This is a genomic window from Streptomyces sp. NBC_01190, from assembly GCF_045039895.1.
Taxonomy (GTDB): Bacteria; Actinomycetota; Actinomycetes; order Streptomycetales; family Streptomycetaceae; genus Actinacidiphila.
In genome coordinates, this window is the sequence record NZ_CP108580.1 from 5,923,784 (window position 1) to 5,949,561 (window position 25,778).

The 25,778-nt window shown below is 71.8% G+C and carries 25 protein-coding genes; 16 read left to right on the forward strand and 9 right to left on the reverse strand.

The window, feature by feature from the left end:
- Positions 1-106: 106 nt before the first annotated feature.
- The 3 genes from OG519_RS25005 to mce all read right to left on the reverse strand — a co-directional run bounded on the left by OG519_RS25005 (position 107) and on the right by mce (position 5,327).
- Positions 107-1,045 carry a cellulose-binding protein gene (locus tag OG519_RS25005; RefSeq protein ID WP_405588081.1) on the reverse strand — a complete coding sequence of 313 codons (939 nt, stop codon included), beginning with the start codon at positions 1,043-1,045 and terminating at the stop codon, positions 107-109.
- Positions 1,046-1,156: 111 nt separating this feature from the next.
- Positions 1,157-4,714, reverse strand: a complete 3,558-nt coding sequence (gene scy, locus OG519_RS25010; protein WP_405588084.1) for a polarized growth protein Scy — start codon at positions 4,712-4,714, stop codon at positions 1,157-1,159.
- 163 nt (positions 4,715-4,877) lie between these two features.
- Positions 4,878-5,327 (reverse strand): methylmalonyl-CoA epimerase, encoded by a 450-nt coding sequence (gene mce, locus OG519_RS25015; protein ID WP_405588087.1) that lies wholly within the window; start codon positions 5,325-5,327, stop codon positions 4,878-4,880.
- A gap of 224 nt (positions 5,328-5,551) precedes the next feature.
- Between mce and OG519_RS25020 the strand changes: the two genes are divergently transcribed.
- Both OG519_RS25020 and meaB read left to right on the forward strand, forming a co-directional pair.
- Positions 5,552-6,754: an acetyl-CoA C-acetyltransferase gene (locus tag OG519_RS25020; protein WP_405588089.1), complete on the forward strand. Its 1,203-nt coding sequence runs from the start codon at positions 5,552-5,554 to the stop codon at positions 6,752-6,754.
- A 103-nt stretch (positions 6,755-6,857) separates the two neighbouring features.
- Positions 6,858-7,814, forward strand: a complete 957-nt coding sequence (gene meaB / locus OG519_RS25025; RefSeq protein ID WP_405588092.1) for a methylmalonyl Co-A mutase-associated GTPase MeaB — start codon at positions 6,858-6,860, stop codon at positions 7,812-7,814.
- A 105-nt stretch (positions 7,815-7,919) separates the two neighbouring features.
- Here the strand turns inward: meaB and OG519_RS25030 are convergent, their stop codons facing one another.
- Both OG519_RS25030 and OG519_RS25035 read right to left on the reverse strand, forming a co-directional pair.
- Positions 7,920-8,603, reverse strand: coding sequence for a Tat pathway signal sequence domain protein (locus tag OG519_RS25030; RefSeq protein ID WP_405588095.1), 684 nt, complete (start codon positions 8,601-8,603; stop codon positions 7,920-7,922).
- Between the two features lie 140 nt (positions 8,604-8,743).
- Complete coding sequence (locus OG519_RS25035; RefSeq protein ID WP_405588098.1) at positions 8,744-10,084, reverse strand: MFS transporter; 1,341 nt, start codon at positions 10,082-10,084, stop codon at positions 8,744-8,746.
- A gap of 82 nt (positions 10,085-10,166) precedes the next feature.
- Between OG519_RS25035 and OG519_RS25040 the strand changes: the two genes are divergently transcribed.
- On the forward strand, positions 10,167-11,141 hold the full coding sequence (locus OG519_RS25040) for a DUF5937 family protein (protein ID WP_405588101.1): 975 nt from the start codon (positions 10,167-10,169) through the stop codon (positions 11,139-11,141).
- 9 nt (positions 11,142-11,150) lie between these two features.
- Here OG519_RS25040 and OG519_RS25045 read toward each other — a convergent pair whose 3' ends face one another.
- Both OG519_RS25045 and OG519_RS25050 read right to left on the reverse strand, forming a co-directional pair.
- Positions 11,151-11,444: an MTH1187 family thiamine-binding protein gene (locus tag OG519_RS25045; RefSeq protein ID WP_405588102.1), complete on the reverse strand. Its 294-nt coding sequence runs from the start codon at positions 11,442-11,444 to the stop codon at positions 11,151-11,153.
- Complete coding sequence (locus OG519_RS25050) at positions 11,441-11,839, reverse strand: DUF3817 domain-containing protein (protein ID WP_405588104.1); 399 nt, start codon at positions 11,837-11,839, stop codon at positions 11,441-11,443. Before OG519_RS25050 ends, OG519_RS25045 begins: the two co-directional genes overlap by 4 nt.
- Before the next feature lie 174 nt (positions 11,840-12,013).
- Between OG519_RS25050 and OG519_RS25055 the strand changes: the two genes are divergently transcribed.
- The 9 genes from OG519_RS25055 (at position 12,014) to OG519_RS25095 (ending at position 18,791) form a co-directional block, all read left to right on the forward strand.
- Positions 12,014-12,871: a DUF2127 domain-containing protein gene (locus OG519_RS25055; protein ID WP_405588107.1), complete on the forward strand. Its 858-nt coding sequence runs from the start codon at positions 12,014-12,016 to the stop codon at positions 12,869-12,871.
- A 2-nt stretch (positions 12,872-12,873) separates the two neighbouring features.
- A complete protein-coding gene (locus tag OG519_RS25060) occupies positions 12,874-13,512 on the forward strand; it encodes an AIM24 family protein (RefSeq protein ID WP_405588110.1) in 639 nt (212 codons plus the stop codon).
- A complete protein-coding gene (locus tag OG519_RS25065) occupies positions 13,512-14,162 on the forward strand; it encodes an AIM24 family protein (RefSeq protein ID WP_405588113.1) in 651 nt (216 codons plus the stop codon). Before OG519_RS25060 ends, OG519_RS25065 begins: the two co-directional genes overlap by 1 nt.
- Positions 14,159-14,860: an AIM24 family protein gene (locus OG519_RS25070; protein WP_405588116.1), complete on the forward strand. Its 702-nt coding sequence runs from the start codon at positions 14,159-14,161 to the stop codon at positions 14,858-14,860. Before OG519_RS25065 ends, OG519_RS25070 begins: the two co-directional genes overlap by 4 nt.
- A gap of 223 nt (positions 14,861-15,083) precedes the next feature.
- Positions 15,084-15,569, forward strand: a complete 486-nt coding sequence (locus OG519_RS25075) for a MarR family winged helix-turn-helix transcriptional regulator (RefSeq protein WP_405588119.1) — start codon at positions 15,084-15,086, stop codon at positions 15,567-15,569.
- 134 nt (positions 15,570-15,703) lie between these two features.
- Complete coding sequence (locus OG519_RS25080) at positions 15,704-16,213, forward strand: MarR family winged helix-turn-helix transcriptional regulator (protein WP_405588122.1); 510 nt, start codon at positions 15,704-15,706, stop codon at positions 16,211-16,213.
- A gap of 53 nt (positions 16,214-16,266) precedes the next feature.
- Positions 16,267-16,611 (forward strand): DUF3817 domain-containing protein, encoded by a 345-nt coding sequence (locus tag OG519_RS25085; RefSeq protein WP_405588124.1) that lies wholly within the window; start codon positions 16,267-16,269, stop codon positions 16,609-16,611.
- A gap of 149 nt (positions 16,612-16,760) precedes the next feature.
- A complete protein-coding gene (locus OG519_RS25090) occupies positions 16,761-18,461 on the forward strand; it encodes a methylmalonyl-CoA mutase (RefSeq protein ID WP_405588127.1) in 1,701 nt (566 codons plus the stop codon).
- A 162-nt stretch (positions 18,462-18,623) separates the two neighbouring features.
- A complete protein-coding gene (locus tag OG519_RS25095) occupies positions 18,624-18,791 on the forward strand; it encodes a hypothetical protein (RefSeq protein WP_405588129.1) in 168 nt (55 codons plus the stop codon).
- Between the two features lie 42 nt (positions 18,792-18,833).
- Here the strand turns inward: OG519_RS25095 and OG519_RS25100 are convergent, their stop codons facing one another.
- Positions 18,834-19,526: a TetR/AcrR family transcriptional regulator gene (locus OG519_RS25100; protein ID WP_405588132.1), complete on the reverse strand. Its 693-nt coding sequence runs from the start codon at positions 19,524-19,526 to the stop codon at positions 18,834-18,836.
- 231 nt (positions 19,527-19,757) lie between these two features.
- On the opposite strand from OG519_RS25100, the gene OG519_RS25105 reads away from it, so the two are divergent.
- The 4 genes from OG519_RS25105 (at position 19,758) to OG519_RS25120 (ending at position 24,203) form a co-directional block, all read left to right on the forward strand.
- A complete protein-coding gene (locus OG519_RS25105) occupies positions 19,758-20,729 on the forward strand; it encodes a tetratricopeptide repeat protein (RefSeq protein WP_405588135.1) in 972 nt (323 codons plus the stop codon).
- Between the two features lie 702 nt (positions 20,730-21,431).
- The gene (locus OG519_RS25110; RefSeq protein WP_405588138.1) at positions 21,432-22,061 is read left to right on the forward strand and encodes a DUF6230 family protein; all 630 of its coding nucleotides are present in this window, start codon (positions 21,432-21,434) and stop codon (positions 22,059-22,061) included.
- Between the two features lie 98 nt (positions 22,062-22,159).
- Positions 22,160-22,768, forward strand: a complete 609-nt coding sequence (locus OG519_RS25115) for a DUF6114 domain-containing protein (protein ID WP_405588140.1) — start codon at positions 22,160-22,162, stop codon at positions 22,766-22,768.
- Entirely contained in the window at positions 22,758-24,203 is a 1,446-nt protein-coding gene (locus OG519_RS25120; RefSeq protein WP_405588143.1) for a hydrogenase expression protein HypF, read from the forward strand. Before OG519_RS25115 ends, OG519_RS25120 begins: the two co-directional genes overlap by 11 nt.
- Before the next feature lie 114 nt (positions 24,204-24,317).
- Here OG519_RS25120 and pyk read toward each other — a convergent pair whose 3' ends face one another.
- Complete coding sequence (gene pyk, locus OG519_RS25125; protein WP_405588145.1) at positions 24,318-25,736, reverse strand: pyruvate kinase; 1,419 nt, start codon at positions 25,734-25,736, stop codon at positions 24,318-24,320.
- Between the last annotated feature and the right edge of the window lie 42 nt (positions 25,737-25,778).

The window sequence follows — 25,778 nt, forward strand, 5'->3', positions numbered from 1 at the left end:
CTGGACACGGCGGAACCCCCGCCCCGGCCGTCACGGCCCGAGCGGGGGTTCCTGAGTCACCTTTCGCGGCCAGTCACCTGTCGCGGCTCCCCGGCGGGGCGGGGCGTCAGCGGGACTGCTGCGCCGGGACGCCGCGGGAGATCGGCTCGTCGTCCGCGGGCGAGGTGGCGGCGGCCACCGCGGCACCGGTCAGCGTGGCCAGCATCTCGCGGACATTGGTGAGCTGTGCGTTGATGCTGTCGCGACGGTTGGTGAGCGCCGCCAGCTCGCGCTCGGACTCGCTGCGGATCCGGTCGGCCTTGGCGTTCGCGTCGGCCACGATGTCCTCGGACTGGCGCTGCGCGGTCTCCACCGTCTGGCGGGCCCGGCGCTCGGCGTCGGTGCGCAGCTTCTCGGCCTCGAGGCGGAGCTGCTCGGCGCGGTGCTCGATCTCCGCCAGCCGCTTCTCCGCCTTGGCCTGCCGCGAGGCCAGGTCGCGCTCGGACTGCTCGCGCCGCTTGGCCAGGTTGGTCTCGAAGTCCGCGGCGGCCTGGGCGGCCTTGGCGCGGGTCTCCTCGAAGAGCGCGTCGGCTTCCTCGCGCTTGTTCTGGGCGTCCTTGGTGGCGTCGGCGCGCAGTTGGGTCGCGTCGCCCTTCGCCTTGTCGACGATCCGCGCGCCCTCGTCCTCGGCCTTCGCCTTGCGGTCGGCGGCGAAGCTCTCCGCGTCGTTGCGCACCTGGTTGGCGGCCGACTCGGCCAGCTCGCGGTGCTGCTCGGCGGCGCGGCGGGCCTCCTCGCGCAGGTCCTTGGCCTCCTCCTCGGCGAGCCGGAGGATCTTCTCCACCCGGGCACCGAGGCCGGCGTACGACGGCTCGGAGTCGTTCACCTGAGCCTGGGCGTTCTGCGTTTCGAGGTGCAGCTCCTCGATGCGCTTCTCCAGCGCGGTGATGCGGGTGAGGGCGCTGTCACGGTCGGCGACGAGCTTGGTGATGCGGTCGTCCACCTGACCGCGGTCGTATCCGCGCCGCACGAGCTCGAAGCCAAAGGGGGAGGAAGTGTCGCTCATGGGGTTCCTGTCGATTCAGACCGGTGAGGTGATAGAGGGAATCCTAGGGGCCCAGGCGGCGTGTCACCGAGCCATTGCGCATCACGTATGAAAAAGCTCCGCCCACTCCGCTCAATCGAGTGGAGCATCATCGATGCGCTTGCCGCTCGCGCGGGTTGTCCCCGCTCCCGCACCAGCGGCGACGGTGTTCTTGGAACTTCCGGTGCTCGGTGCCTCGAAGGACTCCAACGCTTCCAGCACGTCCTGGACTCGGGAGATCTCCGCGTTGATGTCTTCTCTGCGGCGCACCAGGATCTCCAATTCTCTTCTTCCTTCGCTCACCGTGCGTTCAGCTTCGGCGCGAGCCTCCCTCTTGACCCGATCCGCCTCACGCTCGGCTTCGGCCTTCTTCTGGTCGGCCTCCTTGAGCAGGCCTTCGACTTTCTTGACGGCGGCGATCCGTACCTTGCTCGCCTCCGAGGTGGCCGTGGACTTGATCTCGGCGGCTTTCGCCTCCGCTTCGGCGAGTTGCTCGGTGGCCGCGGCCACCAGCTTGTCCACCCGCTCGCCCACCGACTTCATCGCCTCCGCGGCCTCCTTGCGGGCCCGCTGGTGCAGTGCCTCGACCTCCGACTCGATACGGGAGCGGTGTTCCTCGGTGCGGTCCCGAATGGCTGTCGCGTCCTGGCGGGCCTCCCGCAGCAGCGTATCCGCATCCGTACGGGCGTGCTCCACCAGGCTGTTGGCGTGCGCCGACGCGTCGGTGACGATCCGTTCGGACTCGCCGCGGGCCGCGGCGACCATGGCGTCGGACCGCTCCTCGGCCTCGGCCGCGGTCCGCCGCGCCTCCGCCTGCGCCTGGCCGATCAACTCGTCGGCCTGCTCGGCGGCTTCGCTGCGGCGCTTGTTGGCCGCCTCCCTGGCCTCGTCCAGGACGCGCTGCGACTCGCCCCTGGCCTGCTCGGCCTCGCGCTCGGCGCTCTCCAGCGCGTCCTTGGCGAGGATGCCCAGCCGTTCGGCCTCCTCGCGGGCCTTGGTGACCAACTGGTCGGCCTGGCCGGCCGCGTCGGTACGCATCCGGTTGGCGTCGTCGCGGGCCTCGGCGCGCAGCCGGTCGGACTCCTCGATCGCCTCGGTGACCTGGTGGTCGGCGAGCGAACGGGCCGCCTCCGCCTCCTCCTTGCTCTCCCGGCGGATCCGGGCGGCGTCCTCGGAGGCGCGCTCCCGCTCGGAGTTGGCGTCGGCGTGCAGCCGGTCCGCCTCGCCCCTGGCGTCGGTCCGCAGTTGCTGCGCGGCGTGCTCGGCGGCCGACCGCAGTCCCGCGATCTCCTGCTCGGCCTCCTGGTGGAGATGGGCGACCGTGTCCCGTACCTGCTGCGCGGTGGCCTCGGCGGCGGCCACCAGTTCCGCGGCCCGCTGCTCGGCCTCGACGACCAGCCGGTCCGCCTCGGCGGCGGCCTCCTCCACCCGGCGGCGGGCGGCGGCGAGCAACTCCTCGCTCTCCCGGCCGGCTTGGGCCCGCTCCTGCTCGGCGTCGCCGCGGGCGGCGGCGAGCAGCTCCTCGGCCTCGCGGCGGCGCCTGGCCGCCTCCTCCTGGGCGGCGGCCAGCGCCTCGTCGGCTTCGAGGCCGATCCGCTCGGCGGCCGTCGCGGCCTCCGCGCGCACCCGGTCCGCGGTCTCCTGTGCCTCGGTCCGCAGCCGCTCGGCGTCGGCGGTGGCCTCCGCCTGGAGCCGTACGGCGATGGACTCGCCCTCGGCGCGGCGCTGCGCGGCGTCCGCCGCGGCCTCGTCCCGCAGCCGTACGGCCTCGGTCTCGGCCTGCTCCTGGAGGACGCGGACGCGTTCGGCGGTCTCGGCGCGCAGCCGCTCGGCCTCCTGCTCGGCCTCGCCGCGGACCCGGTCCGCCTCGGCGCTGGCCTCGCGCAGGCCCTGCTCGGCGGCGGCGACCCGCGCCTCGGCCTCGTCCCGCAGCCGGACCAGGTCGGCCTCGGCCTCGTCCCGCATCCGGGCCACCAGGGTGTCGGCCTCGGCGCGCTGCTCCTGGGCGGCCCGCTCGGCGTCGTCCCGCACCGCGCCGGCCTGCCGCTCGGCCTCGGCCCGCAGCTCCTCGGCCTCGGCGCGGGCGGCGCGCAGCGCCTCCTCGGCCTTGCCGTTCAGCGCGGAGGCCCGCTCGACGGACTCGGTCCGCATCCGGTCGGCCTCGGTGGCGGCGCTCTGCCGCACCTCCTCGCCGTCCGCCGTGGCCTTGGCGAGCAGCTCCTCGGCCTTGCTCGCGGCCTCCTCGATCTGCTGCACCGCCTCGCGGCGGGCCTCGCCGCGCAGCCGCTCGCCCTCGGCGACCGCGTCGGCCCTCAGCTGCTCGGCCTCGCCGCGCAGCCGCCTGGCCTCCTCCTGGAGCTCGACGGTCCTGGCCCGGTACTCCTCGGTGTCGTCCTGGGCGGCGCCGCGCAGCTCCTGGGCGGACGCCTCCGCCTCGGCGCGCAGGCGCTGGCCCTCGGCCTCGGCCTCGCCGCGGATCCGCTCGGCCTCGTCGGCGGCGGCCTTGGTGGTGGAGCGGGCGTCCTCGGACGCCTTGGTGAGGATCTCCTCCGCGGACCGCGCGGCCTGGGCGAGCTGCGCCGCCGCGTCCTCGGAGGCGGCCGCGCGGGCCGCCTCGGTGGCCTCCACCCGGATCCGGTCGGCCTCGGCGCGGGCGTCGGCGACGGTCTGCTCGGCCTCGGCCTTGGCGGTCTCGGCCTGCCGGGTCGCCTCGTTGACCATCCGGGCGATCTCGGCGCGGGCGGTACGGGTGCGCTGCTCGTTCTCCGACTCGGCGGCGGCCAGTCGCTTGGCGGCTCCCGCGGTCGCCTCGTCGCGCAGCCGCTCGGCCTCGGCGCGGGCGGTCCGCAGCGCCTCGTCAGCCTCGCGCAGCCGCTCCTCGGCGAGCCGGGACAGCTCGATCGCCCGGGCCCTGGCCTCGTCGGACTCGCTCCGGGTGGTGGTCCTGAGCTGCTCGGCCTCGCTGGTGGCCTCCTGGGCCTGGGCCGAGGCGGCGTTCAGCAGCCGCTCGGCGTCGGCGCGGGCCCGGCGCAGCAGTTGCTCGGCGTCGGCGCGGGCGCTCTCGGCGTCCGCGGTGAGCCGCTGGCTGGTCTGCTCGGCGACCCGGGTCGCCTCGGTGCGGGCGGCGGCGAGGGCCGCCTCGGACTCGGCCCGGGTCTCGTCGAGCAGCCGGCGGGCCTGGGACTCGCTGCGGGCCCTGAGCTGCTCGGCCCACGCCACGTTCTCGTTGACATGCGTCTCGACGGTGGCCCGGCGCTCGGCCAGCTCCTCGTCGAGCTGGCGGCGGCGGGCGATCGCCTCGGCGTGCCACTCGGCCTCGAAGCGGGCCTGGTGCTCGGCCTGCTCCTGGAGCAGCCGCTGGGTCTGGGCCCTGGCCTCGCGCAGCTCGCGCTCGGCGTCGGCGCGGAGCTGGTCGGCCTGGATCTGGGCGTTGCGCAGGAGCTGGTCGGCCTGGTGGCCGATGTTGTCGTAGGCGGGACGTGTCGCCAGATTGCGGCGCGCCTCGTGCAGCTTGGCGCGCAGCACCTCGACCTGGTATCCGAGGTCGTCGGCGTGGTCGACGGCCTTGCCCCGCTCGGTCCGAAGCCGTTCCATCTCGGCTTCGAGCAGCGAGAGGTGGTCGTCAGCCCGGTAGCTGTCGTTGCCCCGCACTCCGCGGTCCCATCGGTCTCCTGGCGTCCTCACCCGCCAACCGGGTGAGATTCTCGGTACTTCCGCCGGTCACTCTACCGGGCAGCGCGGGGGTTGGGTCAGTGGTCCGGGCCGCCCCGCCGGTCCCGGCCCGGTGCCGGCGGGCCGTCCCGGCGGGCCCCGGCTACCGTCCGGGCTGGTGGTCCCGCCGGTCCCCGGCGGAGGTCACGATCTCGGTCAGCACCCCGTGGCAGTCCTTGGGATGGAGGAAGGTGATCCGGGAGCCCATCGAACCGACCCGCGGCTCGTCGTACAGCACCCGTACGCCCTTGTCCCTGATGGCCTCGGAGTCGGTGTCGACGTCGGCGGTGCCGAAGGCGATGTGGTGGACCCCCTCGCCGTTCTTCGCCAGCCACTTGCCGACCGCGGAGTCCGCCCTGGTCGGTTCGAGGAGCTGGAGGTAGGAGGCGCCGCCGTCGGAGGTCTCGTTGATCTTGAGCATGGCCTCCCGTACGCCCTGTTCCTCGTTGACCTCGGTGTGGAAGACCTCGAACCCGTAGGTGGCACGGTAGAACTCGACGGTCGCTTCGAGGTCGGTGCAGGCGATCCCGATGTGGTCGATACGCGTGAGCATGCGCACAGTCCATCGTATGACCACGCGGTCACGCAACGTGCGGGCACTCACACGGTCCGCCCGGTGACCCCGAGGCTACCGGTCAGTACATTGACGATAACCGCCGTTAACGTTGGACACGTGGGAAACGTTGGAGCGCCGGAACTCCCGCCAGCCGAACCAGCCGAACCAGCCGAACCAGCCGAACCAGCCGAACCAGCCGAACCAGCCGAAGGGGCCGCACCATGAACAGCCAGGCACAGACCTCCGTGATCGTCGCCGGGGCGCGCACCCCGATGGGCCGGCTGCTGGGCAGCCTGCGCGGCTTCTCCGGCGCGGAGCTCGGCGGGTTCGCCATCAAGGCCGCGCTGGAGCGGGCCGGGATCAGCGGTGACCAGGTCGAGTACGTGATCATGGGTCAGGTGCTCCAGGCCGGCGCCGGCCAGATCCCGGCCCGCCAGGCGGCGGTCAGGGCCGGCATCCCGATGAGCGTGCCGGCCCTCACCGTCAACAAGGTCTGTCTGTCCGGGCTCGACGCGATCGCGCTCGCCGACCAGCTCATCAGGGCCGGGGAGTTCGACATCGTGGTGGCCGGCGGCCAGGAGTCGATGACCAACGCGCCGCACCTGCTGCCCAAGTCACGCGAGGGCCACAAGTACGGCGCCATCGAGATGCTGGACGCGATGGCGTACGACGGCCTCACCGACTCCTTCGACAACATCGCGATGGGCGCGTCCACCGAGCGCCACAACACCCGGCTCGGCCTGGAGCGCGCCCCGCAGGACGAGTTCGGCGCGCTCTCCCACCAGCGGGCCGCCGCCGCGCAGAAGAACGGCCTCTTCGACGCCGAGATCGCCCCGGTGGAGATTCCGCAGCGCAAGGGCGAGCCGGTGGTCGTCAGCAAGGACGAGGGCATCCGCCCGGAGACCACGGCGGAGTCGCTCGGCAAGCTGCGCCCGGCCTTCGCCGCCGACGGCACCATCACCGCGGGCACCTCGTCGCAGATCTCCGACGGAGCCGCCGCCGTGGTCGTGATGAGCAGGGCCAAGGCGGTCGAGCTCGGCCTGGAGTGGATCGCCGAGATCGGCGCCCACGGCAATGTGGCGGGGCCCGACAACTCGCTCCAGTCCCAGCCGTCCAACGCGATCAACCACGCCTTGGGCAAGGCCGGTCTGACCGTCGACGACCTCGACCTCATCGAGATCAACGAGGCGTTCGCCGCGGTCGCCGTGCAGTCGATGAAGGATCTGGGTGTCACACCTGAAAAGGTGAATGTGAACGGTGGCGCGATCGCGCTCGGCCACCCCATCGGGATGTCCGGCGCCCGTATCGTGCTGCACCTGGCGCTGGAGCTGGGCCGCCGGGGCGGCGGGGTCGGCGCGGCGGCGCTGTGCGGCGGCGGGGGTCAGGGCGACGCGCTGATCATCCGGGTGCCCGGCGTCCGGTGACGACGGGCGCCGGCGGAGATCCGGGCGCGCCGGCCGGACCGGCGGCTGACCGGCGGCTGACCGACGCAACCGACCGAACCGAGGGAGTACCGAGGGAGTGCTGATGGCCGATGTGGCGACGCTGGTCGAGCAGGCGCGCGAGGGCAGACCGCGGGCGGTGGCCCGGCTGATCTCGCTCGTCGAGGGGGCGTCACCGCAGTTGCGCGAGGTGATGGCGGCCCTCGCCCCGCTCACCGGCGGTGCCTATGTGGTGGGCCTGACCGGCTCGCCCGGTGTCGGCAAGTCCACCTCCACCTCGGCGATGGTCACCGCCTACCGCAAGGCGGGAAAACGGATCGGCGTGCTCGCCGTCGACCCCTCCTCGCCGTTCTCCGGCGGCGCGCTCCTCGGCGACCGGGTCCGGATGTCCGAGCACGCCTCGGATCCCGGCGTCTACATCCGTTCCATGGCCACCCGCGGCCACCTCGGCGGCCTCGCCTGGGCGGCCCCCCAGGCGATCCGGGTGCTGGACGCGGCCGGCTGCGAGGTCATCCTGGTGGAGACGGTCGGCGTCGGGCAGTCCGAGGTGGAGATCGCCGCGCAGGCCGACACCTCCGTGGTGCTGCTGGCCCCCGGCATGGGCGACGGGATCCAGGCGGCCAAGGCCGGCATCCTGGAGATCGGCGATGTCTACGTCGTCAACAAGGCCGACCGGGACGGCGCCGACGCCACCGTCCGCGAGCTCAACCACATGCTCGGCCTGGGGGAGTCCCGGGCCGCGGGCGACTGGCGGCCCCCCATCGTCAAGACCGTCGCGGCTCGGGGTGAGGGGGTCGAGGAGGTCCTCGAAGCCCTGGACAAGCACCGCGCCTGGATGGAGGAGCGCGGCACGCTCACCGAGCGCCGCCGCTCCCGCGCCGCCCACGAGATCGAGACCATCGCGCTCACCGCGCTCCGCTCCCGCCTCGCCGACCTCCGCGGCGACGCCCGGCTGTCCGCGCTCGCCGCCCGGGTCACCGACGGCGCCCTCGATCCCTACGCCGCGGCGGACGAACTGGTCGCGGGACTGACCGGCGGTTAGCGGGCCGGCCCCGGCGCCCGGGACGGGTGCTCCGGGCGCCGGGAAGGTGTCGGGGGTGCCAGGCCGGTAATCAGGCCGGTAATCAGGCCGGGCGGCGGGCCGGGCTCAGTTGACGAAGATCGTGCTGCCGCCCGCCGTGGTGTCGGTCACCGGGCTGTACCGCGCGGTCAGATAGGCGACCGGCGAGGTGCCGCAGGCCGGCAGCGAGCCGCTCAGCAGCCTGAACGGCTGGTTGTTGAACACCCAGGGCGCGCCGCCGGGGCCGGTGTTGCCGTTGACCGGTCCGGGCGACTGGAAGACGCAGGTGACGGTCGGCCCGGTGGTGGTGAGGGTGACGGTGATCTGGAGCGGGGTCGACGACGGCAGGATCTGGAGCGGGAAGCCGGTGGAGTCGCTCACCGTGAGGGTGGCCGGCAGGTTGCCGACGGTGACCCCGACCACGCCGGTCACGGTGGGCGAGTTGTCGTAGCAGGAGGAGATGGTGAACGGGTTGAGCAGCTTGATCGCGGCGGTCCCGGGCGCCGGCGGGTTGGCGATGAGCTGACCGCCCCAGACCGACTGCTTGCAGAAGAGCCCCACGGAACCACCGGGCGCGGTGCTGAAGTTCAGCGGCGTCCCGGGCGTGAGCGAGGCGGTCAGCAGGTCGCCGGGGTTGGCGGGCGGTCCGCCGGGGGCGGTACGGGTGAGCACCGCCGAGGCGGCCGCCGCCGGGGTGCCGGCGTTCGCCGGCCAGGCGAGGGCGAACAGCACCGCGAGCGACGCGGCTAACGCGAGAACGATTTTGCGCATGGGACGGGTTCCTCCGCTTCAAGAGGTTGACCGTACGTGGCAGTCCGGGAGCACAGTGTCAGACTATTTACCTGCGCATGACAGGTCTGTGTACGTATTGGCCGGAATGCCACGCCTGGCCGGGGGAGGACCCGGGGCGATCAGACCACGCCGACGGCTCCCAACCGGCGGGTGTGCCGGACCGATTTGAGCACCGGCAGCATGGAGAGCGTGCCGAGCGCGCCCGCGCCCGCGATGACGCCGTACGGCGGCGCCCACTCGGCGATCGCGCCGCCCGCCGTCATGCCGACGCCCTGGAGCGTCATCGCCCCGGCGGCGAGCAGCGACATGGCGCGGCCCCGCATGTCCTCCGGCACATCCAGCACGAACCACTTGTCGATGCCCAGCGAGTACGCCATGCAGAGCCCCGTGCAGAGCAGCAGCGCGATGGCGAAGGGCAGCGTCGGGTGCACCACGAAGCAGACGAACGGCACCATCGAGACGGCGGCCAGCGGAATGGCGATCCGCTCCCGGCTGTCGGGACCGAGCAGGGTGCCGGCCGCGAGTTCGCCGATGACGGTGCCGGTCGGCATCGCGGCGAGCAGCACCCCGAATCCGGCCGAGCCGGCGCCGGCCGCGTCGGCGAACGGGGCGGCCACCCCCTCGGCGACCACGCAGAACGACGCCGGCAGCCACCACATCAGCAGCAGCGCCCTGATCCGCGGGCTGCCGAAGAGCCGTCCCGCCGAGGCGATCGAGTCCCGCATCATGGCGCCCCCGCCGGTCACCCGGGGCGCGTGGGCGCGGGTGCCGAGCCGCAGCAGCACGGCGGAGCTGAGAAACGTACCGATGGTGACGCAGAGCGCGGCGCGCGGCGACAGCCAGACCAGCACCAGGCCGCCGACCCCGTAGCCGATGATCTGCGAACTCTGCGAGACGATCCGCACCAGCGAGCGGCCCAGCACGAACAGGTCGCCCTTGAGGATGTCCGCCAGGCTCGCCGCCCGGGCGCCGGTGAACAGCGGGGTCACCATCGAGACCGAGGTGCGCAGCACGAACAGCAGCGCCAGCGGGGTGGCGGGCACCGCCATCACCGCGACGCAGGCCGCGCACACCAGGTCGCAGGTGACCAGCACCTTGCGGGTGGGATAACGGTCGGCGATGCCGGAGAGCAGGATGCCGCTGAGCGCGTACGGCAGAAAGCCGAGCGCGAAGATGAGCGCGGTCAGCAGCGCGGAACCGGTCTCCCGGAAGACCAGCACCGCCAGGGAGACCTCGGCGAACACACTGCCCAGCACGGACAGCACGTGGGCGGCGAAAATGGGCCGGAACTCACGAACCGCGAACACCGCGCCGTACTTGCCACGGTTGGCCTGCTCACTCCCGGTGCCGCTGCCGCCCGACCTCCCGGTCTCGCTCCCGGGGGTGGTGGGAGCGTCCTGCGATGCGGGCGGCGAAAGGTGCTTGCCATCGCGAGGAGAGTGCTCGCTGTCCGTTGTCATGACATCACACTGGTGGCATTGGCCCCACCCGTCGTAGTCTTTCGTGCTCAGCCGAATCTTGGGGGTCGTGATGTCGTTTCGTATGCGATTTGCGGCAGAGGACCTACTACGATGCCGCTTCGCGATCTCCCCGCTGCGGGAGACCCAGGGCGCCATCCGCACCCTGTCCCGGCCCGACCGGCACGGCTACCACCTGCCATGGTTGCGCCAGGTGCGGACCGCGGCGGCCGGTCTCGACCTGACGCTCCTTCGGCTGCTCTCGCCGGAAAGCGGCTACGGCCCGGACTTCCTCCATCCGCTGCCCGATGCCCCGTTGGCCACTTTGGAGGACGAGCTATCCGCTATCCGGGCCACCCAGCCCGAGGTCGCCCGCCGCCAGATAGCGGCGGCGCTGGCCCAGACCCCCGGCGCCGACCGGATGCGGCGCGGCCGGGCGATGCTGCTCGACCCGGCGGGCGCGGTACGGCAGTTGGCCGCCGTCTACGACCAGGTCTGGTCGGCGCTGCTCTTGCCGCACTGGCCCCGGCTGCGCGCCGTGCTCGAGGCCGATGTGGCCTATCACGCGCGGCGGTTGGCGGACGGCGGGATGCAGCGGCTCTTCACCGGGCTGCACCCGAAGCTGAGCTGGTCGGAGGGCGCGCTGACCGCGGCCGGACACGCGCCCCGGCTGCCCGAGCCGGCCGGGCACGGCATCGTGCTGGTGCCCAGCGTCTTCTTCTGGCCGGAGGCGGGCAGCGCCTTCGACCCGCCGTGGCAGCCGACGGTGGTCTATCCGGCGCGCGGCATCGGCGGACTGTGGGCCGAGACGGGACCGGCCGCCTCGACCGCGCTGATCCGGCTGCTGGGCGCCAACCGCGCCGCGATCCTCAGCGGGCTCGACTCACCGACCACCACCACCGCGCTGGCCCACCGGCACGCGCTGGCGATGTCGTCGGTCTCCGCGCATCTCGTGGTGCTGCGCGACGCCGGGCTGCTGGCGTCCCGGCGCTATGGACACCAGGTGCTCTACGAGCGCACCCCGCTCGGTGTCGCGATGATGACCGGCGGGCTGCTGTAGTACCCGCCGCTACTGCGCCAAATAGCGCTCGACGGTCTCCACCTTCGAGGTGAGGCCGTCCGTCACGCCCGGGCGGATGTCGGCCTTGAGGACGAGCGAGACCCGTCCGGCACGCGCCTCGACGGCGGCGACGGCCCGCTTGACCACGTCCATCACCTCGTCCCACTCGCCTTCGACGGAGGTGAACATGGCGTCCGTACGGTTCGGCAGCCCGGACTCGCGGACCACCCGCACCGCGTCGGCCACGTACTCGCCGACGTCCTCACCGACGCCGACCGGGCTGACCGAGAAGGCGACGATCATGCTGTGCCCACCGGGCCCACCGGGCCCATCGCGCCGGCCGCCTGGGCGGCGCCGGCTTCCCTCGCCGCGGCCTGGGCGGCGTGCGCGGCGGCCACCGCGGCCTCGCACTCCCGGGCCAGCATCCGCTCGGCGAAGAACCCGCCGGTCGGCAGCACGGAGAGCACCGCGTACAGCGCCGAGCGGCCGAGCGGCCAGCGGGTCCGGTGCCAGGCCAGCGCCCAGAAGACCACGTAGAGGATGAACAGCACCCCGTGCACCATGCCCATGACGGGGACGGCGTTGAAGTCGGTGGTGCGCTTGAGCACCGAGCAGACCAGCAACAGCAGGAAGGACACCGCCTCCGGGGCGGAGATCAGGCGCAGCCGGCGCAGGGCGGCGGCGGTCTTCAGTTCCACGGGAACCTCACGGTCGACGGCGACAGAACTTGTGAACACGATCACAAGGCTCTCATCATTATCACCGGCCTCGTACCGTTGACTCACCGCAGGGTCCGCAACCGGGCGCCGACCCGATAACGTCCCTCCACGCGAACGCCGGGAACACCAGGACGGACGGGGACCGAACACACGATGAGCATCGACTGGGACCGCCGCCACTGCGCCCGCAAGGGCCACATCACCTACGCGCCGGACGAGCCCCGGCTGCGGCGCGAGCTGCACGCGGACACCGCCCTCGGCACCGTGTGGCGCTGCCTGCGCTGCGGCGACTTCGCCCTCGGCGAGCCGCACGGCACCGGCCCGGCCGACCAGGCGCCCCTGGTACCGCGCGGCCGGGCGCTGCGCGATCTGTTCATCCTGCGCTTCCTCGCCGTCGAGCGGGTGCTGCGCGGGCTGCTGATCGTGCTGATCGCCTGGGCGGTGTGGAAGTTCAGCAACTCGCAGGACGCGGTGCACCAGCTCTTCCAGGACGACCTCACCGTCTTCAAGCCGGTCGCCGAGCACTTCCACTACGACCTTGACCACTCGCCGGTCGTCGACACCATCCAGAAGACCTTCGACTACAAGAAGTCCACCCTGCGACTGGCCGCCGGCGGACTGCTGCTCTACGCCGTCATCGAGATCGTCGAGGGCTTCGGCCTGTGGTGGGGCAAGCGCTGGGCGGAGTATCTGACCGTGGTGGCCACCGCCGCCTTCCTGCCCATCGAGATCTACGAACTCACCGAGAAGATCAGCTGGTTCAAGATCGGCACGCTGGTGCTCAACGTGCTCGCCGTCCTCTACATCCTGGTGGGCAAGCGGCTGTTCGGGCTGCGCGGCGGCCACGCCGCCTTCGAGGCCGAGCGGCGCGGGGCGTCGCTGCTGGAAGTGCGGGAATCCGCTGGAGAAGGCGCTGGAGAAGGCGCCGGGGAAGGCGCGGGAGAAGGTGCGGGCAGCCCGCCGAAAGAGCCGCTCCCGGTACGCCGCCGCTCCCCTGCGGATACCGTCTGAGCATGGCGAATTTCCGGCTGCACGGTTCGCGGGTGCTCGCCGTCGATCTGGACGGTGACGCCGTCAAGGCGAAGAACGGCGCGATGGTCGCCTATGAGGGCGAGATGACGTTCAAGAAGATGACCGGCGGCGGCGAGGGCCTGCGCGGCCTGGTCACCCGCCGGATCACCGGCGAGGCCATGGCGGTGATGGAGGTCAAGGGCCACGGCACCTGCTACTTCGCCGACCGCGCCACCGAGATCAACCTGGTCCGGCTGACCGGCGAGAAGCTCTACGTGGAGGCGAGCAACCTGCTGGCCACCGAGGCCGGACTGCGCACCGGCACCACCTTCACCGGACTGCGCGGCGCCTCCCAGGGCAACGGGCTGTTCACCACCACGGTCGAGGGCAGCGGGCAGGCCGCCGTCATGTCCGACGGGCCGGCGATCGTGCTGCGGGTGTCCGCGGGGTATCCGCTGACCGTCGACCCGGGCGCCTACATCGCGCACACCGGCCGGCTCCGCCAGCAGCTCCAGTCGTCGGTGGGCTGGCGCACCCTGGTGGGGGAGGGGTCGGGCGAGAGCTTCCAGATCCGCTTCGAGGGCGAGGGCCTGGTCTACGTCCAGCCCAGCGAGCGCGTCACGATCGGAGGCCAGCTCTGATGCCGTTCACCCGGATCAACTCCAAGATGGTCGAGGCGCCGATCACCCCGGGCAGCCGGGTGTTCAGCCAGCGCGGCGCCATGCTCGCCTACCGCGGCGAGGTCACCTTCACCCCCAGCATCACCGGCGGGCAGGGCGGCGCGATGGCGATGATCGGCCGCCGACTGGCCAACGAGGCGACCCCGTTGATGACGGTCGAGGGTCATGGCTCGGTGATGTTCGGCCACGGCGGCCACCACATCCACACCGTCGACCTGGCGGGCGAGATCCTCTACGTCGAGGCCGACCGGTTGCTGGCCTTCGACGGCTCACTGCGCCAGGGCACGATGTTCATGGGCTCGCAGGGCGGTGTGATGGGCGTGATCCGCGGCCAGGCCACCGGGCAGGGGCTGTTCACCACCACCCTCCAGGGCAAGGGCTCGGTCGCGGTGATGGCGCACGGCGGTGTCATCGAGCTGCCGATCACCCCGCAGCGCCCGGTGCACGTCGACCCGCAGGCGTATGTCGCCCATCGCGGCGAGGTGCGCAACAAGCTGACCACGGCGCTCGGCTGGCGCGAGATGGTCGGCCGGGGCTCGGGCGAGGGCTTCCAGCTGGAGCTGTCCGGCCAGGGCACGGTCTACGTCCAGGCGTCCGAGGAGAAGCTGTGACACCGAACATCCACGACCCGGCCACGCTGCCCGCCAACGACAACGTCAATCCGTACGCGTTCAGCGTCGACCTGGACGGCCAGTGGTTCCTGCAGAAGGGGAAGATGATCGCCTACTACGGGCAGATCGACTTCTTCGGCATCGGCCACGGCCCCCTCGACGGGCTGATCGCCGCGAACTTCCACTCCCCGCTGTACGCCGCCCAGTGGGTGGTCGCCCAGGGGCGCGGCAAGATGCTGCTCGCCGACCGGTCGTACGACATCAACTCCTACGACCTGGAGGACGGCAACCTCACCATCCGCTCCGGCAATCTGCTCGCCTACCAGCCCGGCCTCGCGCTCAAGCAGTCGATCATCCCGGGCTTTCTCACCCTGATCGGCACCGGCACGTTCGTCGCCGCGTCCAACGGCGCGGTGCACTTCGTCGAGCCGCCGATCCGGGTGGACCCGCAGGCGCTGGTCGGCTGGGCGGACTGTCCCTCGCCCTGCCACCACTATGACCACGCCTATCTGCGCGGGGTGCTGGGCGGCATCCGCCAACTGACCGGGCTCGGCGGCGCGTCGGGCGAGGAGCACCAGTTCGAGTTCACCGGCGCCGGGCAGGTGCTGCTCCAGTCGACCGAGGTGCTGATGGAGGCGCGGGAGACCGGCGGGGTGCCCGCGTCGGCGGGGCCCGGTGTGCCGGGGGCGGGTCTGTAGCGCGGCGCAGTCAACCCGCCGCCTACCAGCCGTCTACTACGCCTAGTACCCGCCTACCAGCCACCGACCAGCCACCGACCAGCCGCCTACGCGCGCCTGTTCGCCGCCTGCGCGCCGACTCGAAGAGCTGTTCGGGACATTTCCGGGGCAAGGCAGCACCCCCCGTGATCGCCCGGCTACCCTGGCGATCCTCAACCGTTCAACCGCCGCTAGAATCGGGCGTATGGAGACCGAGATCCCGGACAGTGCCAACGAAAGCTGGCTCAATGCTGACGAGCAGCGGGCCTGGCGCATCCACCTCGACGTCAGCCGGCTGCTCATGTGCCAACTGGAGCGCGACCTCCAGCCTTTCGGGCTGACCAACAACGACTACGAGATCCTGGTCAACCTCTCCGAGGCCGAGGACCGGCGGCTGCGGATGAGCGACCTGGCGAAGTCCACCCTCCAGTCGAAGAGCCGGCTCTCCCACCAGATCACCCGGATGGAAGCGGCCGGCCTGGTCCGCCGGGAGAACTGCGAGTCGGACCGCCGCGGTCTCTACGCCGTCCTCACCGAGCAGGGCTGGGCGACGATGCGGCAGGTGGCACCCCGGCATGTGGCCTCGGTCCGGTCCCACTTCATCGACCTGATCGACCCGTCCGACCTGGCCGGCTACCACCGCGCCCTGCTCCCCGTCGCCGAACACCTCCGCGCCGAGCGGGCCCGCTGACCCCTGCCCGCACCCCGGCGGTCCGTCCGTATCCCGCCGGAGCAGGTCGCGGTACAGCTGCCGGGTCAACTTGCCGGTGCCGGCTCCGCGGCCGAGTACCGTCCGCGTTATGACCGCCGGATAGGCTCGCAAGCGTGCCGAAGCCTCTGAGCCTCCCCTTCGACCCCATCGCCCGCGCCGATGAGCTGTGGACGCGCCACTGGGGCGGCGTGCCGTCCATGGCGGCCATCACCTCGATCATGCGGGCCCAGCAGATCCTGCTGGGACAGGTCGACGCGGTGGTCAAGCCGTACGGGCTCACCTTCGCGCGGTACGAGGCGCTGGTGCTGCTCACTTTCGCCAAGGGCGGCGAGCTGCCGATGTCCAAGATCGGCGAGCGGCTGATGGTCCACCCCACCTCCGTGACCAACACGGTGGACCGGCTGGTCGCCTCCGGCCTGGTCGACAAGCGCCCCAACCCCAACGACGGCCGCGGCACGCTGGCCACCATCACCGACAAAGGCCGCGAGATCGTCGAGACCGCCACCCGCGAGCTGATGGCGATGGACTTCGGCCTCGGCGTCTACGACCACGAGGAGTGCGGCGAGATCTTCGCGCTGCTGCGCCCGCTACGGATAGCAGCGGGTGACTTCGCCGAGGACTAGCGGGGGAAGGGCCCCGTCCGGGGGGTGGGGAGGGCGGGGCTAGGCTGCTGGGCATGAAATCCAGCGTGCTGACCCGCTATCGGGTGATGGCCTATGTGACGGGTGTGCTGCTGATCGCGCTCACTCTCTGTGTCATCGCCGAATACGTTTTCGACATCGACGGCGCGAGCAAGGCCACCGGCATCGTCGGCTTCGCCCACGGCTGGCTCTACGTCGTCTACCTCGTCTTCGCCTTCGACCTGTGCAACAAGGCGAAGTGGCCGATCGGCCGGATGGCCTGGGTGCTGCTGGCCGGCACCGTACCCACCGCCGCGTTCTTCGTGGAGCGCCGGGTGACCCGCGAGCTCGGCCCCAAGGTCGTGCCGGCCGCCGAGGACGCGCAGCCCGTCAAGGTCTGACCCGCACACAAAATCCGGCCAACGTTTGGGCAAGATCTGGAACGGATCCCGCCAAATCAGCCCAAAATTTACCGCGGCGATCAGATTCGCCCCACCTGATGGCCTCCGCCGGATCGCATTTACTTGGACGTCCTAGTAAATTCGAGGGTATGGACGCCCACGGTATTGACGAAGGCCGCCAGCGCTGGCAGGCACGCTATGACTCCGCGCGCAAGCGCGAAGCCGACTTCACCACTCTTTCGGGCGATCCGGTGGAGCCCGTCTACGGACCGCCGCCCGGCACGGACGTGCCCGGGTTCGAGCGGATCGGCTGGCCGGGGGAGTACCCGTTCACCCGCGGGCTGCATCCCACCGGCTACCGCGGCCGGACCTGGACCATCCGCCAGTTCGCCGGCTTCGGCAACGCCGAGCAGACCAACGAGCGGTACAAGATGATCCTCGCCGCGGGCGGCGGCGGCCTCTCCGTCGCCTTCGACATGCCGACCCTGATGGGCCGCGACTCCGACGACCCCCGCTCGCTCGGCGAGGTCGGCCACTGCGGGGTCGCCATCGACTCCGCCGCCGACATGGAGGTCCTCTTCCAGGACATCCCGCTGGCCGAGGTCACCACCTCCATGACGATCTCGGGGCCCGCCGTCCCGGTCTTCTGCATGTACCTGGTCGCCGCCGAGCGCCAGGGCGTCGACCCGGCCGTCCTCAACGGCACCCTCCAGACGGACATCTTCAAGGAGTACATCGCCCAGAAGGAGTGGCTCTTCTCCCCCGACCCGCACCTGCGGCTGATCGGGGACCTGATGGAGCACTGCGCCGCCGGCATCCCCGCGTACAAGCCGCTGTCGGTCTCCGGGTACCACATCCGGGAGGCGGGCGCGACGGCCGCGCAGGAGCTGGCGTACACCTTGGCGGACGGCTTCGGCTACGTGGAGCTGGGACTCTCCCGCGGCATGGCGGTGGACAGCTTCGCCCCCGGCCTGTCCTTCTTCTTCGACGCGCACCTGGACTTCTTCGAGGAGATCGCCAAGTTCCGCGCCGCCCGCCGGATCTGGGCCCGCTGGATGCGCGAGGAGTACGGGGCGGCCACCGACAAGGCGCAGTGGCTGCGCTTCCACACCCAGACCGCCGGTGTGTCGCTGACCGCGCAGCAGCCGTACAACAACGTGGTGCGTACCGCGGTGGAGGCGCTGTCCGCGGTGCTCGGCGGCACCAACTCGCTGCACACCAACGCGCTGGACGAGACGCTGGCGCTGCCCAGCGAGCAGGCCGCCGAGATCGCGCTGCGCACCCAGCAGGTGCTGATGGAGGAGACCGGCGTCGCCAATGTCGCCGATCCGCTCGGCGGGTCCTGGTACGTGGAGGCGCTCACCGACCGGATCGAGCGGGACGCCGAGCGGATCTTCGAGCGGATCAGGGAGCTCGGCGTCAAGGCGGTGCCCGGTGGCGACCACCCGATCGGCCCTATGACGTCCGGGATTCTGCGCGGCATCGAGGACGGCTACTTCACCGGTGAGATCGCCGAGTCCGCCTTCACCTACCAGCGGTCGCTGGAGAAGGGCGAGAAGGGCGTGGTCGGCGTCAACCGGAACACCGGCTCGGTCACCGGCGACCTGGAGATCCTGCGGGTCAGCCATGAGGTGGAGCGCGAGCAGGTCCGGGCGCTCGCCGCGCGCCGGGCGGCCAGGGACGAGCGCGCGGTCGAGACGGCGCTCGCCGCGATGCTGGCCGCGGCCAGGGACGGCGGCAGCATGATCCCGCCGATGCTCGACGCGGTACGGGCCGAGGCGACCCTGGGCGAGATCTGCGGGGTGCTGCGCGAGGAGTGGGGGGCCTACACCGAGCCGGCCCGCTTCTGATGCGCCCTTGCGCGCCGGACGTTGCTCTGTGGGGCGCCGACGTGTTCGTGTGACACGGGACTGCTTCCGGGAGGCACAACCGCCACTAAAGCCCGATCGGCTACCGGCGGGTTGCCTCGTAACCTCGTACGGACCCAACCGGCCGTGCGAGGAAGGAGCCTCGTGTCCCTTGAAGCGTCCGTCGGTGACGACGGGATGGTCTACATCCGCGAGACAGAGCAGCCGAAGGTGGTGGCCGTGACCACCCCCGCCAAGTGGGAGGCGTTCGTGAAGGGCGTCAGGGCGGGGGAGTTCGACCACTTCGTGGCAGGGGTGGAGGCCGACGTCTGACGGTCCGCCCGAACTGCGTCCCGCCCGGCGCCCGCCCGCACCTCATGACCTCTCCTGGACCCCGACGAGGCCGACGACGAGCAGCCGGGCGAGCCGCAGTGCCCACGCGTCGTCCACCGGTTCCGAGCTGATCATCACCCGGTGGATCACCGAGCCCGCGATCACATCGAAGATCAGGTCGTCGCGGGCCGGGTCGGCCGGGCCGTCGTCCGGCGGCAGCTCGCCGCGCCGCTGGGCGCGTTCCCGGCCGATCAGCACCAGGTGCTTCTGCCGGTCCACGATGCTCTGCCGGATCCGCAGCCGCAGCGCGTCGTCGTGGGCGGCCTCGCCGACGCAGACCATCAGCGCGGTCTTGGTCTCGGGGCGGTCGAGCAGCGCGGCGAAGCGGAGCGCCACCCCCTGGATGTCGGCCTGGAGGCTGCCGAGGTCGGGCAGGTCGAGCTCCTCCTCGAAGAGCGCGGCCAGCGCGTCGACCACCAGTTCGCTCTTGCCCGCCCAGCGCCGGTAGAGGGTGGTCTTGGCGACGCCGGCCCTGGCCGCCACGTCGCCCAGCGTCAGCCGGGCCCAGCCCAGTTCCACCAGCGCCGTCCGGGTGGCCGCCAGGATGGCGCGGTCGGCGTCGGCGCTCCGGGGGCGGCCGGCGCGGCGGCGCGAGCGGGCACTCGCCGAGGGTGGCGGGGTGGGGGACGCCGGGGGCTGCGGGGACGGTGAGGGTGGCGGCACAGCCCGGACCATACCGGCCGGTAAGTAGCGTGACGAGTGATCGGGATCACGTTGGCCCCTCGTGCGGCCGCCCCCCGTGCCAGTTACGCTACGAGCCGTAGCGAAACCAGTGGCAACCACGGGTGCGGGTGGGGATCCGCACCGCCGTACGACCTGGCGGGGCCGCGCGCCCCGGATCCCGCGAACCGGCGGGGATTCGGGGTCCGTGCACGCTTTGCGTCACAAGGGGGGAGGATTGGCCTCATGCAGCCACGGAACATGTCCATGAGCGGCGTGGTCGACCTCGCCGCCGTGAAGGCGGCCAACGAGGCCAAGGCGAAGGCCGAACAGGCCAGGGCGCAGCGGCAGGACGCCGGCGCCGAGACCCAAGCCTCCCCGCTCGTCATCGAGGTGACCGAGGCGACCTTCGAGAGCGATGTACTCCAGCGCTCCGCCGAGGTCCCGATCGTCATCAGCTTCTGGGCCGATCAGGCCGACCAGAGCAAGCAGCTCAACACGGTGCTCGAACGGCTCGCCCGTCAGTACCGGGGCCGCTTCGTCCTCGGCACCGCCGAGGTGTACGCCAATCAGTCCCTTTTCCAGCAGTTCGGCGTCCAGGGCGTGCCCGCGGTCTTCGCGATCCTCGCCGGACAGGCGATGCCGCTCTTCCAGGGAGCGGCGCCCGAGGACCAGATCGCCGAGGTCCTCGACCAGTTGATCGCGGTGGCCGAGGAGCGGTTCGGCATCGTCGGCCCCGAGGTCGAACCGGGCGCCGTCGCGCAGGAGGCGGCCAGGCCGGCCCCGCCGCGCCCCGCCACTCCGCAGGAGCTCGCGCTGTCCGCCGCCCATGAGGCGCTGGACGCCGGCGACCTGGGCGGCGCCATCCAGGCGTACCGCGATGTGCTGTCCGACGAGCCCGCCAACGTGGAGGCCAAACTGGGCCTGGCACAGGCGGAGTTGCTGAGCAGGGTGCAGGACGCCGACCCGAAGGCGGTCCGCGAGGCCGCGGCGAACGCGCCGGGTGACGTCGAGGCGCAGCTCGCCGCCGCCGATCTGGAGCTGGTCGGCGGCCATGTCGAGGACTCCTTCGGCCGTCTGGTGGACACCGTGCGGCGCACCGTGGGCGACGAACGGGACGCGGTCCGGCTGCGGCTGCTCGAACTGTTCGAAGTGATCGGCCCGGACGACCCGCGGGTGGCCGCGGCCCGTACGGCGCTGGCCAGGGTCCTCTTCTGAGCTCCCGGACGGGCCCCGGCCGTTCAGCCGGAAGGGGCCCGTCCGCCAGCTCCGGGTACTCGGAGATTTAGCGACATGAGGGCCCCGCTTTATCAAACCGTGACAAGGAAAGCCCCCTCTTACTTCGGGTAAACCCCTGGCCCCGCCTTGTCGGCCGATGATCCCGTTTGGTGTGGTTTTCTTGGGGATTTGCTGTGATTTGGCCGCGGTTTCGCCCCGCCGCGCCCCTTACTTTCCGTCACATCACTCCGCGTGGCGATCCCGCCATCGCCACCCAGGCGTTACTCACTGGTAACGAGCCCCCTTGTGCGGCGGCCGGGAATGGACCACGATCGGCCAAGCTCGGTCCGTTGCCACCGCCCGGCCGCCAGTCGGCGCGACGGCCGCGGGTCCCCGCCGAGTCGGGGTGAACGGTGACCGCCGTCGCCCCGGGACAGGGGGGTCTCCGTCCACCGGATGGAACCGCACCGGATGGAGCCTGTCCCGCGGGTCGCGCGTGAGTGCGGCCAGTGGTTGTCGCTCGGGGGTGATCGCCGCAGATCCGGACACCGCCGTCCGTGACTCCCCTTCAGGAGGACACCTCCGCTGGGCGGACGGCTCCCCGGTCACCGGCGCTCTCCTTACCGAGGACGTAGCACTTCTCCCATCCCGGGCCAGGACAGATGATCCCGGCCGGAGATGTACGTCCGAGAAGGAGGAAATATGGAGTCGCTCGTTCGTGGGGGTACCAGATGGAGGCGGTTCGCCGTCGTCATGGTGCCGAGTGTCGCGGCCACCGCCGCGATAGGTGTGGCACTGGCCCAGGGCGCGCTCGCCGCGTCGTTCGCGGTGTCGGGCTCTTCGTTCAAGGTCGGTGCGGAGACCCTGCACGGTGACCACTTCGTGCAGTACGGCACCCTCGACGTGGATCACGGCGGGGTGCACCACCCGGTGGCCGTCTCGGCGTTCTCCGACGCCACCATCACCGGCCTGTGCCAGTCGGTGGTCATCCCGACGCCGCTCGGCAAGGCGACGCTGAAGCTGACGGCCGGCAACAACGGCAAGAAGGTGCACGCCGAGAACCTGTACATCGACCTCGACCAGCTCGACGCCGATGCCACGTTCCACACGATCAACATCGGTGTGGCGGCGGGTGACACCGACCCGGCGGGACCCGCCGTCGAGGAGCCGGTCAAGACCGCGGGCGGCGCCGGGTTCGCCCAGGAGGCGGAGAGCGCCGACCTGACGGGTGTGCGGCAGACGGCGTGGGCCACCAGCGCGGGCACGTTCGAGCTCTCGGGCCTGAGCATGCACGTCGGTTGGGGCTCGGGGCCGGGCGTCGAGTGCTACTGAGCACCGGCTGAGTGCCCTCGGGCGAGCCGCGCGGGACGCGGCTCGCCCGGATCACCGAACGATCCATCTGTGATGCCAGTCCCAGGGAGCTGTTTTCTATGAGCGCCGAGTCGTCAGGACTGCGTGCCCGGTTTGCCCACGGACGTGTCGTGTTCCGCCACTGGCGGTGGCAACGCCCCTTCTGGGCCGGACTGCTGACCCTCATCGCGGGCGTGCCCATCGCCTATCTCCCGTACGCGAACCTCACGCTCGGCCAGTTGACCGTCCGGATGTCGACGACCGCGGGCTCCGGCTCGCTGATCATCGGCATCCTGCTCTTCGTCCTCGGTCTGACCATGTGGTTCCAGTCCGCGGTACGGATCTTCGCCGGTGTCGCCAGCATCCTGCTCGCGCTGGTGTCGCTGCCGGTCGCCAACTTCGGCGGGCTGGTGATCGGGTTCCTGCTCGCGCTGATCGGCGGCGCCATGGCTGTCTCCTGGGCGCCGGGGGTCCCGGCGACCGACGACCCGGGCGGGAAGGCCGAGTTGCCGGACGGCGGGGCCGATCCGGCCGACGACTGGACGGACGATCCGTCGGCGGGCTACCCCGGCGAGTCCTCCGTCCCCGCCCAGCGCTCCGACCCGTACACCGTGCCCGAGCCGGTGCTGACCGGTGTCCGGCCGGAGGAAGAGACCGCCGACCAGAACGGGGGGAACCGTGCCGGGTGACGAGACCGAGACCCAGCCGGCCCGCCGTGCGGGGGCCGGCGGACCCGCTGACAGGGCGACCTCGGGGCCGCGTCACGCCGCCCCCCGCAAGTCGCTGCTGACCAAGCTGCACATGCCCGCCGGGAAGGCGGTCGCGCTGGCCGCCATGCCCACCGCGGTGCTGATGGGCATGGGGATGACACCGCATCTCGCCCAGGCCGACGAGCGGTCGGCCGGCCCCTTCGCGGCGGGCCCCTGCGTCACCCGGTCGGCGACGCCCACGGCCACGGACACCGCCGCCGGACACGGCGACGGCGCCAAGGGCGAGCCGGACGGCGCGGGTTCGGCCACGCCCGCCGCCACCCCCACCGCGGATCCGACCGGCGACGGTCCCCAGGGCGCCGGGGACGGCACGACGGCGGACGGCGCGAAGGGCGGCACCACGGGCGGCAAAACGGGCGGCACGGGCACGGTCCGCCCCGATCCGACGGTCAGCCCCGCCGCCCCGGCGAAGTCCGCCGACCCGGTGACCAAGGTCCTGCCGAAGCCCCCGGCGACCACCGCCCCGGCGCCCACGCCGACTCCCCGGCGGTCCACCGACCCGCTGGACCCGCTGGGCCTCGGCGATCTGCTGGGCGGGCTGCTCGGCGGGCACAAGCCGGGCGCCACGCCCAGCGCCACGCCCACCACGCCGCCCGCCACGACGCCGCCGCCCGCGTCGACCGCTCCGGCGTCGTCGGGCACCGGATCCACCGTGCCCCCCGTGAAGCCCTCCAGTGGGGCCACCAAGGGCTCCGCGGGCACCGGGGGCGGTGCGGTCAAGGGCGGCGTGGACGGAGCCGCGCACACCGCCTCGAAGGCCCTCAAGGACCTGACGGCCGGGGCGCCTTCCCCGGCGGCCTCACCCTCAGCCTCCGGTACGACGGATGCTGGCGGATCCGGCGGATCCGGCGGCAAGGAGCCGTACCCCTGCCCCACCTATGACGCCAAGGCGCTCGCCGACGCCAAGACCGAGGGCGGCATACCCCTGCTGCCCGACCAGCCGTGGACCCTCAAGAGCAGCCTGCTCACGCTCTACGGCCTCGAATACGACGGCATCGTGCAGGTCCGTACCTGGAGCGGCAACGTCAAGCCGGTGATGAAGTTCACCGCGACCGGTATCGACATCGGCGACCTCCAGCAGGTGGTCCAGGGACCCGACGGCACCACGACCCATGTGGACGCCGCCCCCGGCAGCACCTCCACCATCCGCAACGGGACCGTGACGATGTACACCGAGTCGCTCAGCGGCAACCTGCTCGGCCTGGTGCCGATCACCTTCACCCCGAAGGCGCCGCCGCCGCTCACCCTGCCGGTGCTCTTCTTCACCGACGCCACCGTGGTCCAGGCCGGTCAGTTCGGCGGCGACCTGCACATCCGCAATATGCGGGTCACCCCGAACCAGCCCGCCTCCTGACCCGCCGGCACCGCAGCCCACGACCGAAGGCGCCCTCCCGCTTCCCGGGGACGGGCGCCTTCGTCTGCTGCCGGCCGGCCCCACCACGGGCCGTGCCGTGGCCTGCCGGGTCGTTCAGGAACCGAGGTGGTGGACCCGGACGAGGTTGGTGGTGCCGGGCTCGCCGGGCGGGGAGCCGGCGGTGATGATGACGGTGTCGCCCTTGGCGTACTCGGACAGCTTGAGCATCTCGCGGTCGACCAGCTCCACCATCGCGTCGGTCGTGTTGACGTGCTCGACCACGAAGGACTCCACTCCCCAGGTCAGCGCGAGCTGATTGCGGATCGCGGGGTCGGTGGTGAAGGCGAGCACCGGCTCCGGCACCCGGTAGCGGGCCAGCCGGCGGGCGGTGTCACCGGACTTGGTGAACGCCACCAGGGACTTGGCGTCCAGGAAGTCGCCCAGCTCGGCGGCGGCGCGGGCCACCGCGCCGCCCTGGGTGCGCGGCTTCTTGCCGGGGGCCAGCGGCTGGAGGCCGCGGCGCAGCAGGTCCTCCTCGGCGGCCTCGACGATGCGGGACATCGTCTTGACCGTCTCGATCGGGTACTTGCCGACCGAGGACTCGGCCGAGAGCATGACCGCGTCCGCGCCGTCCAGGATCGCGTTGGCGACGTCGGACGCCTCGGCGCGGGTGGGCCGGGAGTTGGTGATCATCGACTCCATCATCTGGGTCGCCACGATCACCGGCTTGGCGTTGCGCCGGCACATCTCGACCAGCCGCTTCTGGACGATCGGCACCTGCTCCAGCGGGTACTCGACGGCGAGGTCGCCACGGGCGACCATCACCGCGTCGAACGCCGCGACGACGCCCTCCATGTTCTGCACCGCCTGCGGCTTCTCCACCTTGGCGATGACCGGCACCCGCCGGCCCTCCTCGTCCATGACGCGGTGCACGTCCCGGACGTCCTTGGCGTCGCGCACGAAGGAGAGCGCGATCATGTCGACGCCCATGTTCAGCGCGAACCGCAGGTCCTCGATGTCCTTCTCGGAGAGGGCCGGCACGTTCACCGAGGCGCCGGGCAGGTTGATGCCCTTGTGGTCGGAGATCACGCCGCCCTCGACCACCAGGGTGCGGACCCTGGAGCCGGTGACCTCGATGACGCGCAGCGCCACGTTGCCGTCGTTGATCAGGATCGGGTCGCCCTGGGAGACATCGCCGGGCAGGCCCTTGTAGGTGGTGCCGCAGATGGTCTTGTCACCCGGGACCTCGTCGGTGGTGATGACGAACTCGTCGCCCGACACAAGCTCCACCGGACCGTCGGCGAACTTGCCGAGACGGATCTTGGGGCCCTGGAGGTCGGCGAGGATGCCGACCGCCTTGCCGGTCTCCTCGGAGACCTTCCGCACCCGCTCGTAGCGGTCTTGGTGCTCGCTGTGGCTGCCATGGCTGAAGTTCAGTCGGGCGACGTTCATACCGGCTTCGACCAGCGTCTTCAGCTGGTCGTACGAGTCGACGGCGGGACCCAGAGTACAGACGATCTTGGCTCGGCGCATGGGGCGCATCCTATCGGTTTGTTCCACTCCGGAATATTCTGG